General features: G+C 59.4%; 14 protein-coding genes. 5 read left to right on the forward strand and 9 right to left on the reverse strand.

The genetic code is table 11. The features are described from left to right. The first annotated feature begins 2 nt into the window (after positions 1-2). The gene (locus NB069_RS09790; protein WP_250589160.1) at positions 3-1,031 is read left to right on the forward strand and encodes a Mal regulon transcriptional regulator MalI; all 1,029 of its coding nucleotides are present in this window, start codon (positions 3-5) and stop codon (positions 1,029-1,031) included. 8 nt (positions 1,032-1,039) lie between these two features. Here NB069_RS09790 and NB069_RS09795 read toward each other — a convergent pair whose 3' ends face one another. Next, entirely contained in the window at positions 1,040-1,930 is an 891-nt protein-coding gene (locus tag NB069_RS09795; protein WP_250589161.1) for a LysR family transcriptional regulator, read from the reverse strand. 108 nt (positions 1,931-2,038) lie between these two features. Here NB069_RS09795 and NB069_RS09800 point away from each other — a divergent pair, with 108 nt between their 5' ends. Both NB069_RS09800 and NB069_RS09805 read left to right on the forward strand, forming a co-directional pair. Then, the gene (locus NB069_RS09800) at positions 2,039-3,019 is read left to right on the forward strand and encodes an MBL fold metallo-hydrolase (protein WP_250589162.1); all 981 of its coding nucleotides are present in this window, start codon (positions 2,039-2,041) and stop codon (positions 3,017-3,019) included. Between the two features lie 15 nt (positions 3,020-3,034). After that, a complete protein-coding gene (locus NB069_RS09805; RefSeq protein ID WP_250589163.1) occupies positions 3,035-3,889 on the forward strand; it encodes an alpha/beta fold hydrolase in 855 nt (284 codons plus the stop codon). Between the two features lie 38 nt (positions 3,890-3,927). On the opposite strand, the gene NB069_RS09810 is transcribed toward NB069_RS09805, so the two are convergent. Continuing rightward, on the reverse strand, positions 3,928-5,481 hold the full coding sequence (locus NB069_RS09810; RefSeq protein ID WP_250589164.1) for a YdgA family protein: 1,554 nt from the start codon (positions 5,479-5,481) through the stop codon (positions 3,928-3,930). A gap of 101 nt (positions 5,482-5,582) precedes the next feature. Further along, positions 5,583-6,755 (reverse strand): mannose-6-phosphate isomerase, encoded by a 1,173-nt coding sequence (gene manA, locus NB069_RS09815; RefSeq protein WP_250589165.1) that lies wholly within the window; start codon positions 6,753-6,755, stop codon positions 5,583-5,585. 199 nt (positions 6,756-6,954) lie between these two features. On the opposite strand from manA, the gene fumA reads away from it, so the two are divergent. Continuing rightward, positions 6,955-8,601, forward strand: a complete 1,647-nt coding sequence (gene fumA / locus NB069_RS09820; RefSeq protein ID WP_250589166.1) for a class I fumarate hydratase FumA — start codon at positions 6,955-6,957, stop codon at positions 8,599-8,601. A 156-nt stretch (positions 8,602-8,757) separates the two neighbouring features. Next, a complete protein-coding gene (gene fumC / locus NB069_RS09825) occupies positions 8,758-10,152 on the forward strand; it encodes a class II fumarate hydratase (RefSeq protein WP_250589167.1) in 1,395 nt (464 codons plus the stop codon). Here the strand turns inward: fumC and tus are convergent, their stop codons facing one another. The 6 genes from tus to rstA form a co-directional block, all read right to left on the reverse strand. Next, a complete protein-coding gene (tus, locus tag NB069_RS09830; protein WP_250589168.1) occupies positions 10,153-11,082 on the reverse strand; it encodes a DNA replication terminus site-binding protein in 930 nt (309 codons plus the stop codon). A 73-nt stretch (positions 11,083-11,155) separates the two neighbouring features. Beyond that, entirely contained in the window at positions 11,156-12,454 is a 1,299-nt protein-coding gene (rstB, locus tag NB069_RS09835) for a two-component system sensor histidine kinase RstB (RefSeq protein ID WP_250589169.1), read from the reverse strand. Between the two features lie 78 nt (positions 12,455-12,532). Then, positions 12,533-13,303, reverse strand: a complete 771-nt coding sequence (locus NB069_RS09840) for an ABC transporter ATP-binding protein (RefSeq protein WP_250589170.1) — start codon at positions 13,301-13,303, stop codon at positions 12,533-12,535. Beyond that, positions 13,300-14,346 carry a FecCD family ABC transporter permease gene (locus NB069_RS09845; RefSeq protein WP_434543625.1) on the reverse strand — a complete coding sequence of 349 codons (1,047 nt, stop codon included), beginning with the start codon at positions 14,344-14,346 and terminating at the stop codon, positions 13,300-13,302. The genes NB069_RS09840 and NB069_RS09845 overlap by 4 nt, the downstream gene beginning before the upstream one ends. 2 nt (positions 14,347-14,348) lie before the next feature. Continuing rightward, the gene (locus NB069_RS09850) at positions 14,349-15,344 is read right to left on the reverse strand and encodes an ABC transporter substrate-binding protein (protein ID WP_250589484.1); all 996 of its coding nucleotides are present in this window, start codon (positions 15,342-15,344) and stop codon (positions 14,349-14,351) included. Positions 15,345-15,491: 147 nt separating this feature from the next. Next, complete coding sequence (gene rstA / locus NB069_RS09855; protein WP_250589172.1) at positions 15,492-16,208, reverse strand: two-component system response regulator RstA; 717 nt, start codon at positions 16,206-16,208, stop codon at positions 15,492-15,494. Positions 16,209-16,279: the final 71 nt, after the last annotated feature.

Raw genomic sequence — 16,279 nt, forward strand, 5'->3', positions numbered from 1 at the left:
ACATGGCTGAAGCGAAAAAGATCACCATTAACGACGTCGCGCTGGCGGCGGGCGTTTCCGTCAGCACGGTTTCACTGGTGCTGAGCGGTAAAGGACGCATCTCCCCCGCAACGGGTCAGCGCGTCAACGAGGCGGTTGAACAGCTGGGATTTGTCCGTAATCGCCAGGCATCGGCCCTGCGGGGTGGGCAAAGTGGGGTGATTGGCCTGATCGTCCGCGACCTCACGTCGCCGTTTTATGCCGAGCTCACCGCAGGCCTGACGGAAGCGCTGGAAGCCCAGGGGCGGATGGTCTTTTTGCTGGCCGGGGGACGCGAGGCCGACCAGCTGCTCCAGCGCCTCGACATGCTGTTGACCCAGGGGGTTGACGGGGTGATCGTCGCCGGCGCGTCCGGGGTGAGTAATGAACTGTGCGAGCGGGCCGCCCGGAAGGGCGTTCCGCTGGTGTTTGCCTCCCGCGCCAGCTATCTGGACGAAGCGGATACCCTGCGCCCGGACAACATGCAGGCGGCACAAATGCTGACCGAACATCTTATTCATCGCGGCCATCAGCGCATCGCCTGGCTGGGCGGTCAAAGCTCCTCCCTGACCCGCGCCGAACGGGTGGGGGGCTACTGCGCGACCCTGATTAAATATGGGCTGCCGTTCCACAGTGAATGGGTTGTGGAGTGTGGATCCAGCCAGAAGCAGGCCGCAGAGGCGATAAACGCGCTGCTGCGCGCCAGCCCGACCATCAGCGCCGTGATCTGCTACAACGACGTCATCGCCATGGGGGCCTGGTTTGGCCTGATCCGTGCCGGACGCCAGAGCGGGGAAGGCGGAGTGGAAACCTTCTTTGGTCATCAGGTGGCGCTCGGCGCCTTTGCGGATGTGTCAGAGAACGCCCTCGACGATCTGCCCATCGTCTGGGCCACGACCCCCGCGCGCGAAATGGGTTATACGCTGGCAGACCGCATTATGCAGCGCATTGAAAAATCCGACGTGCAGGCCGGACACCAGATTGTCCCGGCCCGGCTGGTGACGGTGAAGTAGTATCGGGTTTATGGCGTGAGCGGGTTAAGTACCAGCCGCGCCTCAAGCGCCTCAACAAATTTGCGCACCTTAGCGGGGATCAGCCGCGACGTGGGATACACGGCCCAGACGGCCAGGGCCTCCGGTTGGGCATCCTCCAGCACAATTCGCTCAAGCTGGCCCGTGGCGAAGGCGGGCTCAACGTACCAGCGTGAGAGGTTGGCGATACCCATTCCCCCCAGACACGCCTCAAAGATCGCCTCAATGGAATTGGCTGAAAATCGCCCGGAGACTTTCTGTTTGCTGCGCTGCCCGCCCTGGTCAAAGGTCCAGTGGGTCGTGTCGGAGGTGGTTAAGCAGCCGTGCGCCGCCAGCTCGCTGAGGGTTTTCGGATAGCCGTTCGCCGCCAGATACTCCGGGCTGGCACACAGGTCGCGGGGGTTATCACAGAGGTGATGCGCCACCAGACGGTTGTCCCGCAGCGGCGCGATACGCAACGCCACGTCGATTCCTCTGGCGACAATATCAATCTGCTCATCGGTGGCGAGCAGATCCACCTGCAGGGCGGGATGCTGGCGCATAAAGTCGGGCAGCATCGGGGCGATGATCTTACGCCCAAACGCCGCCGAGGCGGTGATGCGCAGCCGACCGGAAAGGTGCGTGCCATCGGGAAAGAGGTCGGCAAGGGCATTGGTTTTATCCTCCAGCAGCGCCTGGGCATGGGGCAAAAAAACCGCGCCGTCGCTGGTGGGGGAAAGGGAGCGCGTGGTGCGGTGCACCAGCCGGACCCCTAGCTCCGCCTCCAGATTATTCAGGCACCGCGAAGCCGCCATGGCGCTCATCGATAGCCGACGCGCGGCACCCGCCAGGCTACCCGCCTTGATCGCTTCCACGAACACTTCTACCTCTTCCAGTCTCATTATCTCGTTTCTCGTTATGCTGGCCTAACAAATTACACATCTACACTATTTATCGTTATAGCGCCATAGTCACTTCACATTCAGATTAACGGTGAATTGGGAGTGAAGATGAAAAAGATGACCGCAGCGTTAGCCCTCAGCAGCCTGTTTGTGGCGAGCGCCGTCCTGGCGGACGCGCCCGCCCAGATTAAACAGCAGGTGCCGGGATATTACCGCCTGGCTGTCGGGGCCTATGAAGTCACGGCGCTGTTCGACGGCTACAACGATCTCTCGCCGTCATTATTAAAAGGGCTGCCAGCCAGCAAAATAAGCGAGTTGCTGGCGCAACATAAGATCGATGCAGAACGCATGCCCACCTCCTTTAACGCTTTCCTGGTGAATACCGGGAAGCATCTGGTGATGATTGACAGCGGGGCGGGCCACTGTGTGCCACAAACGGCGGGGCAGCTCATCCCCAATATGACTGCATCCGGGTATCGCCCTGAGCAGGTTGACACCATCTTCCTGACGCATCTTCACCTGGATCACGTGTGCGGTCTGAGCGATACCGCCGGTAAAGCGCTGTTCCCCAATGCCACGGTTTACGTGCCGCAGGGTGAAGCCGACTACTGGCTGGATCCGGCGAACGAAGCCCGCGCGCCGGCGAATGCGAAGGAGTATTTCGCTATCGCCCGGAATGCCCTGGCAGCCTATAAGGCGGCCGGAAGACTGAAAACCTTTGTGCCGCCCGCCTCGCCCATTCCGGAGGTTCAGACCGCCTATGCCACCGGTCACACCCCTGGCAGCACCCTCTATCGTTTTGCTTCTCAAGGGAAGGCCGTTAACTTCATTGGCGATTTGATCCACGCCCCCGCCGTGCAGTTCCCGCACCCTGAAGTGACAATCCGCTTTGACGTGGACGCGAAGAAAGCCGCGTCGTCCCGTGAAAAAGAATTTAACGCCCTGGCGAAAGATGGCGAGTGGCTGGCGGCGGCGCATCTGGCTTTTCCGGGCATAGGGCAACTCTCCGCAAACCCGCAGGGTTATAGCTGGAACCCGGTGAACTACGGCCCCTGGCAGCGTGCGGCCGATGTGCCACTGCTGAAATAAGGCGAGGGAACAAAAATGAAAAGTTATACCCTTATGGCTAACGGTATCCGGCAGTATGTGGTGGAAGAGGGCGAAGGCGCGCCGGTTATCCTTCTGCACGGTTTTCCGGAAACCAACTATGCCTGGCGCTACCAGATGCCCGTCCTGTCAAAACATTACCGGGTGATTGCCCCGGATTTGCGCGGGTACGGCGAAACCGATAAACCCGTCTCCGGCTACGATAAACGCAACATGGCGCGAGATATCCGGGAGCTGATGCGCGCGCTGGGGCTGGAGAAAGTGGTGCTGGTGGGGCACGATCGCGGGGCGCGTGTCGCAACCCGTTTTGCGAAAGATTATCCGGAGCTGGTGGACCGCCTGGTGGTGATGGACAACGTCCCCACGCGTATCGTTGCGCGTGATCTGAATGCCGACATCGCCCGGGCGTACTGGTTCTTTCTGTTTCATCTGGTGCCCGATCTGCCGGAAGCCCTGATTGCCGGTCGGGAGCATATCTGGCTGCGGCACTTCTTCTCGGACTGGACGTTTGATCCCTCTGCCATCAGCGGCGAGGCCTTTGATACCTATGTCCGTGCGTATCAGGCCCCCGGTGCCGTGCGCGGAGCTATGGCGGATTATCGCGCTAACGCGGAGGACGTGGCCCAGGATCTTGCCGACGCTGACGTCAAAATTGCCTGTCCGGTGATGTCGCTGTGGGGTAATGATTTTCACGCCGTCGGGAAGCTGTTTGACATGCAAAGCGTCTGGGCGGAAATGGCGGACGATCTCAGAGCTTATGCCATTGAGGAGTGCGGCCATCTGCCGCAGGAGGAGCAGCCGGAGAAGGTCAACGCCCTGCTGCTGGATTTCCTTACCGGCTGGAGAGGATAAGAGGTAATAAAAAACCCCTCAGGAGAGGGGTTTTACCGTTACTGCTGAGGAACCGCAGGGGCTGCCGGAGCGGAAGGTGCTGGCGGTGCTGCAGGCTCTTCCGGTACCGCCAGGTTCAGGGCCGGTACGCCGAACATGCCGACGAACTCTTCCAGCGGCATTTTTTGTCCGTTCAGGGTTACCTGACCATTGCTGTACTGCAGGCTGGTGCTGATGACGTTATCTTCCACGGTGGTGATGCGGAACATCTGTCCCATCGCCGCCAGGCCTTTAACCTGCTGGCTGGCCAGCTTGCCGGCGTCATCCTCGTTGTAGCCTTCCAGTTTCGCAATCTGGGTCATGAACTCGGTGGCCATGTCCATTGGGATAGTCAGCTTGCTCTCCAGGGATTTCACGCTGCGGTCCACTTCCTGGGCCAGCGTCTGGGCTTCGCCCGTCGCGGTGGCCGGATCTTTCATGAACAGTGACAGGTTGAAGTTGGTTTCGCCTTTGCTGTTTTTCCAGCTCAGCGGGGCAAGCGTTATCACCGGCTCGCCTTTGAGAAGGATCGGCAGATTACCAAAGAACGCCTCGGCCACTTTCTGCTGATAGAGCGCCGGGTTATTGGTCATCAGCTCTTTATCTGCCAGCAATGCCTGGCTCTGGGCGCGATACTGCTGGCTGAACTGGTGCCACGCCTGACCATCGATATTGCCGATTTTCAACGTCAGCTTGCCGGCGCCCATGTCCTGATTCTGCACTTTCAGGCTCTTCAGGCTGTAATCCAGCTGGCTGTTGATGCTCTTGCCATCTTTGGACAGATCCGCGGTGGCTTTGAGATCCGTCCCTTCCAGCACCGCCATCTCTTTGCCTTCAATGGCGATAGCCATTTTGTCGAGCGTCAGTTTCTGATCGCCAATACGTTCATCAAAGCTGGTCAGACGGCTGTTGCCATCGATGTTCAGGTTATTGAACGTCAGCTGGACTTTCTGGTTGTACTCGTTCACGGCGTGAACCAGGCCGCTCGCCGCTTCGCCTTTCAGGGTGACGTTTTTGCCGTCGCGATCGGCATCAAGCTGGAAGTTACCGCCGCTGAACGCCACTTTTTCGTCGCCATTCTCGTAATTCAGCGCCTGCAGGGCGATATCGGAACGGGTGTCACCGGCATAGCTGATGCGGGTATTGACCTCGAAAGGTGACTCATTTTTCGCCAGATCGAACAGCGGTTTTGAGGCTTCGTTGTTAAACAGCGTCGATTTCACCGAAGCCATAGAAGGGATCAGGTTGAAGGTTTTCAGCTGGGCCAGCGGGAACGGGCCGTGGTCAACGTCTTCATTCAGCACCAGGCTTTGACCCGGCTGCAGCCACGGATTCGTGCTGCCGGCAACGGGCTTAACCACCATCTGCAGATGGCTGCTGAATACGCCTCGCTGATAATCCTGATAGCTCAGCTCCAGCCCGGCTTCCGGTGCGGTACGCTTAAGTTCACTGTTCGCCTGTGCCACCATCTCTGACAGACGACTCTCCAGCTGTTTCCCGGTGTACCAGGCTGCGCCCGTCCAGACCAGCCCTAACGCAACAATAACGCCTGCAGCTATAACCGATTTTTTCATCGTGATTATCCCTAAAATGAAACCGAGCGGTGAAAACCGCCCGGTGAGGTCATAAGATTACCAATAGCTTAGCAATAATTGTTAAAAAATTCAGCAGGTCACTAAAGCTTGTTGAAAACCCGTGCCAGACGACCCACGCCGCTGACGCTGACCGGGGAGTCATTCGCCGCGATAAAGGCCGACTCGCCAGGCTTAAGCACCAGGCGCTCGTCGCCCTTGCTCAGCACGGCTTCGCCCTCAACGCAGAACAGAATGGCCGCGCTCTGCTGGGCTATACGGGTTTCTTCGCTGCCGAGATCGTGCAGCGAGAAAGCAAAGTCATCCACCGGGATCGGGAAGTCCAGCTCTGCGCCATTTTTTACCGGCTGGGTGAGTAACTCCGCGGCCGGTTTGGCGACGAATTTGACGTTAGCCACCAGTTCAGGGATATCGATGTACTTCGGCGTCAGCCCCGCCCGCAGCACGTTATCGGAGTTCGCCATCACCTCCAGCGCCACCCCCTTAAGATAGGCGTGCGGCGTTTCGGCAAACAGGAACATCGCTTCGCCCGGCTCCAGTTTCACCACGTTCAGCAGCAGCGGAGAGAAGAGGCCGCTGTCGTCCGGGTAAAATTCCGAAATAACGCGGATAGTCTCCCAGGGTTCACCTTTCTGGCTGTTCAGGGCCGCTTTCAGCACCGCCAGGGCGCGAGATTTTTCGTCGCCCTGCATATTGAGCAGGCTGGCGAAGAGGTGGCTCAGGCGATCGGCGTCCGGCTTTTCGAGGAAGTGGGCAATAGCGCTGTGCGCCCCGGCGACCGGCTGCAGCAGGGAGACGATCTCAGAGAACTCGCGGAAGGCATTCATTGCCAGGAACGGGGTCAGGGCGAAGACCAGTTCCGGTTTGTGGTTCGGATCTTTATAGTTACGCTCGGCGGCGTCCAAAGGAATACCGGCGGCGTTCTCTTTCGCGAAGCCCTCTTCGGAGGCCTGCTTGTTCGGGTGAACCTGAATAGAGAGCGGCTGATCGGCGCAAAGCACCTTAAAGAGGAAAGGGAGTTCGCCGAAACGTTCAGCGACGGCACCGCCCAGCAGCGTGGCTTTATCGGCATCGATAACCTCACGCAGGGAACGCACGCCCTGTGCGTCTTCGATTTTTGAGCTGCTCTTCGGGTGCGCCCCCATCCACAGCTCTGCCATTGGCAGGTTGTCCGGGTTGGCAATACCGTAGAGATCCGTTAACGCAGTTTTACTTCCCCAGGCGTAGTTCTGCACTGAGTTGATGAGTTTTTGCATTATCAAGCCCTGTTTCATAGGTGGAATTATTTGCCCGTATTAAAGCAATAAACCGCCCGGAAGTAACCTGCGCGCGGAAAAAGTCGTACTAGTCTCAGTTTTTGTTAAAAATTTGTGTAGGATAGGCTAACTCGCTTTTAAGCCGAGCAGCGGAACATCTGCTCTACATAATCAGACCCAAGCAGTAAGTGAGAGATCAATGTCGAATAAACCCTTCCATTACCAGGATCCTTTCCCGCTGGCGAAGGATCAGACCGAATATTATCTGTTAACCCGCGACCACGTTTCTGTCTCCGAGTTTGAAGGACAGGAGATCCTGAAGGTTGACCCGCAGGCGCTGACCTTACTGGCGCAACACGCTTTCCACGATGCCTCGTTCATGCTGCGCCCGGCGCACCAGCAGCAGGTAGCGGACATCCTCAGCGATCCGCAGGCCAGTGAAAACGACAAATACGTGGCCCTGCAGTTCCTGCGTAACTCCGATATCGCAGCCAAAGGCATTCTGCCGACCTGCCAGGATACCGGCACCGCCATTATTACCGGCAAAAAAGGCCAGCGCGTCTGGACCGGCGGCGGCGATGAAGCCGCCCTGGCGCACGGGGTGTATAACACCTATGTCGAAGATAACCTGCGCTATTCGCAAAACGCCGCGCTGGATATGTACAAAGAGGTCAATACCGGCACCAACCTGCCGGCACAGATCGATATTTACAGCGTTGATGGCGACGAATACAAATTCCTGTGTATCGCCAAGGGTGGCGGTTCTGCCAACAAAACTTACCTCTACCAGGAGACCAAAGCGCTGCTGACGCCGGGCAAGCTGAAGAACTACCTGGTGGAGAAAATGCGCACCCTCGGCACCGCTGCCTGTCCGCCGTACCACATTGCGTTTGTTATCGGTGGCACCTCGGCAGAAAGCACCCTGAAAACCGTCAAGCTGGCCTCGACCAAGTACTACGACGGCCTGCCGACCGAAGGTAACGAGCACGGCCAGGCGTTCCGCGACGTTCAGCTGGAGCAGGAGCTGCTGGTGGAAGCGCAGAACCTCGGTCTCGGCGCGCAGTTTGGCGGCAAATATTTCGCCCACGATATCCGCGTGATCCGTCTGCCACGTCACGGCGCCTCCTGCCCGGTGGGCATGGGCGTCTCCTGCTCGGCGGACCGCAACATCAAGGCTAAGATCAACCGCGACGGCATCTGGATTGAAAAACTGGAAAACAACCCAGGTAAATACATCCCTGAAGCGCTGCGTAAAGCGGGCGAGGGGGAAGCGGTTCGCGTCGACCTGAACCGTCCGATGAGCGAGATCCTCGCGCAGCTTTCTCAGTACCCGGTCTCCACCCGTCTCTCCCTGAACGGCACCATCATCGTGGGCCGCGATATCGCCCACGCGAAGCTGAAAGAGCGTCTGGATAACGGCGAAGGGCTGCCGCAGTACATCAAAGATCACCCGATCTACTACGCAGGCCCGGCCAAAACGCCGGACGGTTATGCATCTGGCTCCTTAGGCCCGACCACTGCCGGTCGTATGGACTCCTACGTAGACCAGCTGCAGGCCAACGGCGGCAGCATGATCATGCTGGCGAAGGGTAACCGCAGCCAGCAGGTGACCGACGCCTGCCACAAACACGGCGGTTTCTACCTCGGCAGTATCGGCGGTCCGGCCGCGGTGCTGGCGCAGGGCAGCATCAAGAGCCTGGAGTGCGTGGAGTACCCGGAACTGGGTATGGAGGCTATCTGGAAGATTGAAGTGGAAGACTTCCCGGCGTTTATCCTTGTGGATGACAAAGGCAATGACTTCTTCAAACAGATCCAGTCTTCACAGTGTTCGGCCTGTGTGAAATAAGATATAAATTTCCCGGCGGCCTTGTAGGCCCGTACAAGCGCAGCGCCGCCGGGCAACAAAAAGAGCGCACAAAGCGCCATACTGTTTCCCCGATCTCATCAATACTTGTTTCTTTGAGCTGTGAGCAACCCACTTCGTTGTTATCAAGGAGAAAGTATGACCACCTCACGCAGTGAGAAAGATTCGATGGGTGCCATCGACGTCCCGCAGGACAAACTCTGGGGCGCACAAACCCAGCGTTCGCTGGAACATTTCCGCATCTCCACTGAAAAAATGCCGGTCTCGTTGATCCAGGCGCTGGCGTTGACCAAACGCGCCGCGGCGAAGGTCAATCAGGATTTGGGCCTGCTGGCGGCGGAAAAAGCCCATGCCATCATCACCGCCGCCGATGAAGTGCTGGCGGGCAAGCATCCCGATGAGTTCCCGCTCGCCATCTGGCAAACCGGCTCCGGTACGCAGAGCAATATGAACATGAACGAGGTGCTGGCGAACCGCGGCAGCGAACTGCTCGGCGGGGTGCGCGGCATGGAGCGCAAGATCCACCCGAATGATGACGTCAACAAAAGTCAGAGCTCTAACGACGTCTTCCCGACGGCGATGCACGTGGCGGCGTTGATTGCCCTGCGCGAACAGCTGATCCCTCAGCTGAACGTGCTGAAGCAGACCCTCAACGACAAAGCGCAGGCTTTTGCGGATATCGTCAAAATCGGCCGTACCCACCTGCAGGATGCCACGCCCCTGACCCTCGGCCAGGAGATCTCCGGCTGGGTGGCGATGCTTGAGCACAACCTGCGGCACATCGACCACAGCCTGCCGCATCTGGCAGAGCTGGCGCTGGGCGGCACGGCGGTGGGGACAGGGCTCAACACCCATCCCGAATACGCGGTACGTGTGGCGGAAGAGCTGGCCTCCATCACGGGGCAGCCGTTTGTCACCGCGCCGAATAAGTTCGAAGCGCTGGCCACCTGTGATGCGCTGGTGCATGCCCACGGAGCGCTGAAAGGGCTGGCGGCCTCGCTGATGAAAATTGCCAACGACGTGCGCTGGCTGGCTTCCGGCCCGCGCTGCGGCATCGGCGAGATCAGCATCCCCGAGAACGAGCCGGGCAGCTCCATCATGCCGGGCAAGGTCAACCCGACCCAGTGCGAAGCCATGACCATGCTCTGCTGTCAGGTGATGGGCAACGACGTGGCGGTGAATATGGGCGGCGCGTCGGGAAACTTTGAGCTTAACGTCTATCGTCCGATGGTCATCCATAACTTCCTGCAGTCGGTGCGTCTGCTGGCCGACGGGATGGAGAGCTTCAACGAGCACTGCGCGGTGGGCATTGAGCCCAATCGCGAGCGCATCAGCCAGCTGCTCAACGAGTCGTTAATGCTGGTGACGGCGCTCAATACCCACATCGGCTACGACAAGGCGGCAGAAATTGCTAAAAAAGCGCACAAAGAGGGGCTGACCCTGAAAGCCTCCGCGCTGGCGCTGGGGTATCTCACCGAGGCCGAGTTCGACAGCTGGGTGCGCCCGCAAGAGATGGTCGGCAGCCTGAAATAGTCACTCCGCCACGTACAGGTGCAGCCGCGGGATAATCAGGCGCAGCGGCTGCGCCTGCGGTTTATAGCGATGCTGAACGTTGTCAGCATCGTAATTCAGCAGCTCGCCGATGTCCGGGATCGTCGCCCCCTGGTCTGCATCGTACAGGGCGATCAGCGGCGTCGGGCAGGCGTACTGCACCTGTTTCTGCTGCCCGGCATACCAGACGCGGGCAATGGGCTGCACCTTCACTGGCCGCTTGATCTTCAACCGGGCATCCGCGGGCAGCGCGTGGATGGCGGTGTACTCTGCCTCCAGCCGCTCAATCCACTGATCCCGCGACCAGGGCGCCTGGGCGCGCGGCGATTTCAGGCTTTTCTCCAGCATCTCCAGCACCTCATCCCGGGTGAAATTCTTGATGATGTGCTTGTTGGCCCAGCCAAAGCGCAGGGTGGCGGGGCGATTGAGGACCGTCAGGGTGCGATAGGCGTTAAGGGTTATCAGTCCCGGCAGCTGGTGGTGCACCCACTCGAAACGGGCCGCGGGAGCGAGGCCCGATTCTTCGGTAACGATTTTTTCAAAGTCCGCTTTTAAGGCATTAATGCTGGCGATGCGGGCGGCGAGTTGCTCCCGGTGCGCGGCATCGCTCTGCAGGCAGATCACCCCCGGCAGGCGCACGGCGGCCTTGCTGCTGCGGGTCTCGGACTGCTGCTGAATAAACAGGTGACGATAGTGCTGGAGCGCCATCGTCAGCGCTTCCTGACCGAGATGCTGCTTCACCGCGATAGCGTTGAGCGGATCGTGTTCGGCGCCTTTGGCGACGTCCGGCAGGGAGAAAACGCGCCCGGCCAGCAACCGGCAGCTTTGTAGCTCGGGCGTCAACTTCGCCAGCGCGTGCTCCATCCGGCGGAAGGTTGAGTTTAAGCGTTCAATAAGATCGTAAGTGGCCATTTTGCACCATAATAGTTACAACATACTGAATATATAGCACAGCACGCCGGGTCAGGCCAGCGTGCGGTTAAGGTCAGTCAGGGATGGGCAGGGCGATGTGGTGCCAGACGGGCCAGTTAAAGCAAAACCGTGCCCCGCCGAGGTCGCTGGCGTCGCAGCTGACGTCGCCGCCCAGCGCCTGGGCGATGGAGTGAACGATCGCCAGCCCCAGGCCACAGCCCCCGGTGGCGCGGTCGCGGCTCGGATCAAGACGGACAAAGGGCTCAAAAACGCGCTGACGGGCCTCTGGTGCGATGCCGGGGCCATCATCTTCCACCGACAGACTGGCGCGGCTGCCGTCCAGCTGCAGTGAAATCCGCAGCCGGTTATCGCTGTAGCGCAGGGCATTGTTGACCAGGTTATCCAGCACGCGCTCCATCAAACGCATATCCAGCGCGCCGTAGTCGCCGTCCATACTGTTGATCAGCAGTGTGCGCTGCGGGTTCAGGCTCTGCACATCCTCCACGTAGCTGCGCAGCCAGGCGGGCAGATCCGGGGTGATGAGCTTAAGCTCGTTTTGCGGCCGGTCGAGGCGGGCGTAGGTCAGCAGCTCCTCAATCAGCGCTTCGAGTTGGCTGATATCGCGGTTCAGCGCCAGCGACTCCGCATCGGTCAGGTTTTCACTCATCTCCAGCCGGTAACGCAGCCGTACCAGCGGGGTGCGCAGTTCGTGGGCGATGCCGTCGATCAGCTGCTTTTTACTGGCAATCAGCGCGTTGATGTTGTCCGCCATCTGGTTAAAGGCCACCCCAAGACGCGCGAAGCTGGAACCGCTGTCAAAATGGATGCGTTCGTTCAGGTGTCCGTCACCAAAACGCTGCGCGGCAGCTTCCAGTCGTAGCATGTCCTGCCAGTGGGGGCGCATCCAGATAAAAACCGGGAAGGCGAGGGAAATGGCGATAAAGGCCAGCAGGGCGATATCCAGCAGGCGCATCTGGTGCAGGAAGTAGAGGTACGGCACCGGGCCGACCGCCAGAACATAATGGCTGCGCGGAATTCGCTGGATAAAGGTGTACTGATCGTCCAGGGCCACAATGTCACCCTGACGCAGTCGCTGCATCGTCGGGGCATCCAGGGTGTATTTCTTCAGCGGCTCGATGCGCAGTTTAAATGACAGATTCAGATCCAGCTCTTTAATGGTGCGCGCCCAGTCGTGAGGGGGGATCTCACGCAGTTCGCTGCGCATCAGGTAGAGCGAGCTTTTCATCAAATCATCCAGCGACTGTCTGCCCGCCCGCTCGGCGGTGAATTTATAGACCAGGCCAACCAACATGGTCATCACCAGAAAGCAGACAAACAGCAGCAGGTAAAACTGCACAAACAGTTTTTTCATGAAATATCACCCAAAAACAACGCGTTAATAATGCTGCCCTACCCAGGAATCACTTTCTCCGGGCGGGCATCGCCTACTTTACGCAATGGGCTGCCTCATGGCATAGCGAATGTTGAAGGTTTCGCCTTGCTTTATGACGTTTGCCTGCACGTGCCAGGCATTTTCAATCAGATGGGGCGTCAGCACAGCATCCGGCGGCCCGCTGGCTATTACCCTGCCGGACTTCAGCAGGACCAGCCGATGGCAGAAGTTGGCGGCGAGATTGAGATCGTGCAGGGCCACGACCACCGTAATGGGCAACCGGGTAATCTGCGTCATCAGTTCCAGCTGATGCTCAATATCCAGATGATTGGTGGGCTCATCGAGGATCAACACGCGCGGCTGCTGGGCCAGAGCGCGGGCAATCTGACAGCGCTGCCGCTCGCCGCCGGAGAGCTGACGCCAGAGCCGGTGACGCAGGGCAGGGAGCTTCATCTGACGGATGGCGCTCTCCACCGCCTGGTCATCACTCTCGCTCCAGCCAAAAAGCCCCCGGCGGTGCGGCGTGCGTCCCAGCCGGATAATGTGCTCCACGCTGAGGTCGCCATCCACCCCCGCATGCTGGGGAACAAACGCCAGCTGTTTTGCCCGATCCCTGACGGAGATTTTATTGAGCGGGGTGCCATCAAACTGAACATGGTGCGCATGCCGTGGGATTAACCCGGCCAGACAGCGCAGCAGCGTCGATTTTCCCGAGCCATTTGGCCCCAGCAAGCCAACGATCTCGCCGCTGCCCAGCTCCAGGTTGATATCCTGAAGCACTTTACGTGACTGCAGGGTAACCTGCAGTTCTCTCAATGAAAGGGTCATACGCTTTTCTCCCGGCTGCGACAGAGCAGAACGACAAAGGCAGGCGCGCCCACCAGAGCGGTGACCACGCCAATTGGTAGCACCTGATGGACAATCAGCGTGCGGGAAACCACATCGGCGAGGATCATAAAGTGACTCCCGACCAGGAAGGTCAGGGGAACCGCGCGACGGTGACCGGGGCCGCAAAGCATCAGGGTGATATGCGGGATCACCAGCCCGACAAACCCCACCGCGCCGATGATGCTGACCATCACCGCCGTCATCAGGGCGCAGGTGAGCAGCAGGATGATGCGTACCAGAGTCACCGGCACGCCAAGGGTGGTGGAGACCTCATCGCCAAAGGTGAAGGTATCCAGCGAGCGCGCAAAGGCGAATATCACCATGAATCCGGCCATGACCACCACCAGCGCCAGCAGAGCATCCGGCCAGCGTACGCCGCTCAGGCTGCCCAGCAGCCAGAACATCACGCTGCGCGACTGCTCGGCATTGGCGGAGGTGCTGACAATGTACGCGGTCATGGCGTTAAAAAGCTGGGTGCCGGCAATGCCCGCCAGCAGGATGCGGGGCGGGCTGTCGGTCATGCCGTGGGTGATCAGCATGATAAGCCCGAATGCGCAGCAGGCGCCGATAAAGGCCCCGCCGCTGATGCCCAGCGTGCTGCTGCCGATCCCGAGCAGCATCACGCAGACGGCACCCAGTGAAGCGCCGGAGGAGATCCCCAGCAGATACGGCTCCGCCAGCGGGTTACGCAGGATCGCCTGCATCACCAGGCCGCAGAGTGCCAGCCCGCCGCCGCTGCAGGCCGCCATCAGCGCCCGGCTCATGCGGTACTGCCAGACAATCCCCTCCTCAACCTGGGGCAGGACATAGCTTCCCAGCCCCAGGCCGTTGAGAATGGCTTTTCCCGCATTGCCATACGACACCGGCATATCCCCGACGGTGGCGGCAAAAACCAGCATCAGCGGCAGGGTCAGTAACCCGACAGCCAGCAGGCTTCCCTGTCGCCAGCGCGGCAGGGAAAAGGGGGCGCGCAGAGTCAACATACTCATCGTTCAGCCTGATACGTCGCCAGTTTATCGCTGATAACTTCGACGGCATCGACATTGCGCAGGGAAGGATTGAGCGACATCGCGGGCACCACTATGATGTGACCCTTCTTCACGGCGGGGATGTTTCGGGTCACAGGATCGTCTTCTAAAAACGCCTTTTTAACCGCCACATCATCGGCCGGGTAAAGCCGACGGGACATTTCAGCGATGACGATCACGTCTGGCTGAGCCTGGGCGATGTGCTCCCAGGTCACAGCGGGCCATTCATCATGGGAGTCAATGATATTTTTCAGCCCAAGGGTGTGGCTGATCCAGCCCGGCGCGCCATAATCGCCCGCGACCCAGGGATCGCCTTTCAGACGGCTGCTGGAGAACCAGTACACCACTTTCAGAGGGCGGGTGTGCTGCCCGGCGGCGCGGGACTGCGCGTTCTCAATACGCTGTTTCAGCGCCTCGTTAAGCGCTTTCCCCTGCGGCTGAACATCGAAGATCTCTGCCAGCTCGCTGATTTCACGCGCGATCTCTGCGATGGAAAAAGGGGTGCTGCGCGCCCCGTCGCTGTTCGAACTGTCGGTGACGCTTTTGCCGATGCAGTCGGCAGGGGAGATCCACGTCGGGATGCCAAGGGAAGCAAACTGCTCCCGGGTGCCGGTTTCTCCCTGCGGCCCGATGTGCCAGTGATATTGCGCCAGCACCAGATCGGGGTTTTGCGCGGTGACCGCTTCAAAGGAGGGGGCGTTATCCGCCAGCTTTTTCAGCCCCTGACCCTGCTCTGAAAGCGCCCCGGGCAGCGGGCCAAACCAGACCGAGGTCGCGCTGATTTTCTTCTCAAGCCCCAGCGCCAGCAGGAGTTCCGTCTCGTGTTGCCCGACCGTCACCACTCGCTGCGGAGCCTGGGTAAACGTCTCTTTCACCCCACAGTTTTCTACCGTCAGCGGGTAGTTTGTTGCGGCGATTGCCGGTTGCGCCAGTGCCGCAAGCACCAACGCCATTGCGCTGTTTTTACTGAACACGTTACCATCCTCACAAATGTTATGTTATAACATAATACATATTATGCGGACGGTAGCAAAAGGTTAATCATCGGGAGCAGGATAATGAACGAGGGCGCTTAATCCTGCGGACGCTGCAGCATCCGCTTACACGTCCCAGGCGTGCGGGGCGAAGAGATAGCCTTTGTTACGCACGGTTTTGATGCGGAACGGCTCGGTGGCGTTATCCAGCAGCTTCTTGCGCAGGCGGGAGATGGCCACGTCCACGCTGCGGTCCAGGCCATCGTAGCTGACGCCGCGCAGATTTTTCAGCAGCGCATCCCGGTCCATAATCTGTCCGGCATGGGTCGCCAGCTCCCACAGCAGATCGAAATCCGCCGTCGACAGCGCCACCTGCTCGCCCGAAAGGAGCACCTGGCGATTCACCGGATCGATGGAGAGCGTGCCGAAACGCAGCGCTTTGTGCGGGGTTAATTGCGGAGCCGGGTTATCGCTCGCGGTGGCAACATGCTGGCGCAGATGCAGGCGCACGCGCGCCAGCAGCACGGCCGGAGGGGTGGTTTTCAGGATGTAGTCGTTCGCACCCATTTCCAGAGAGAGAATATGATTCATGTCGCTGTCGAGAGAGGTGAGCAGCACAATCGGACCCTGCCAGCGGGCGCGCAGATCCCGGCACAGGGTCATGCCGTCTTTGCCCGGCAACATGATATCCAGCAGGACCAGATCGGGTTTTTCCCGCGCCACCACCTCTTCAGCGCGGTCACCGCGCGGTTCGACGATGACCTCAATATCATGTTTACCCAGGTAAGCGGCAATCAGCTGGCCAACTTCGGGCTCATCCTCAACGTATACGATCTTGTTCATACAAAGTCTGTGTCTGCGGAAAACGCCAACATACACCGCGCAACCTTAACCTTCCATTAATCATTCGCAAA

The organism is Leclercia adecarboxylata (assembly GCF_023639785.1).
Taxonomy (GTDB): Bacteria; Pseudomonadota; Gammaproteobacteria; order Enterobacterales; family Enterobacteriaceae; genus Enterobacter; species Enterobacter adecarboxylatus_D.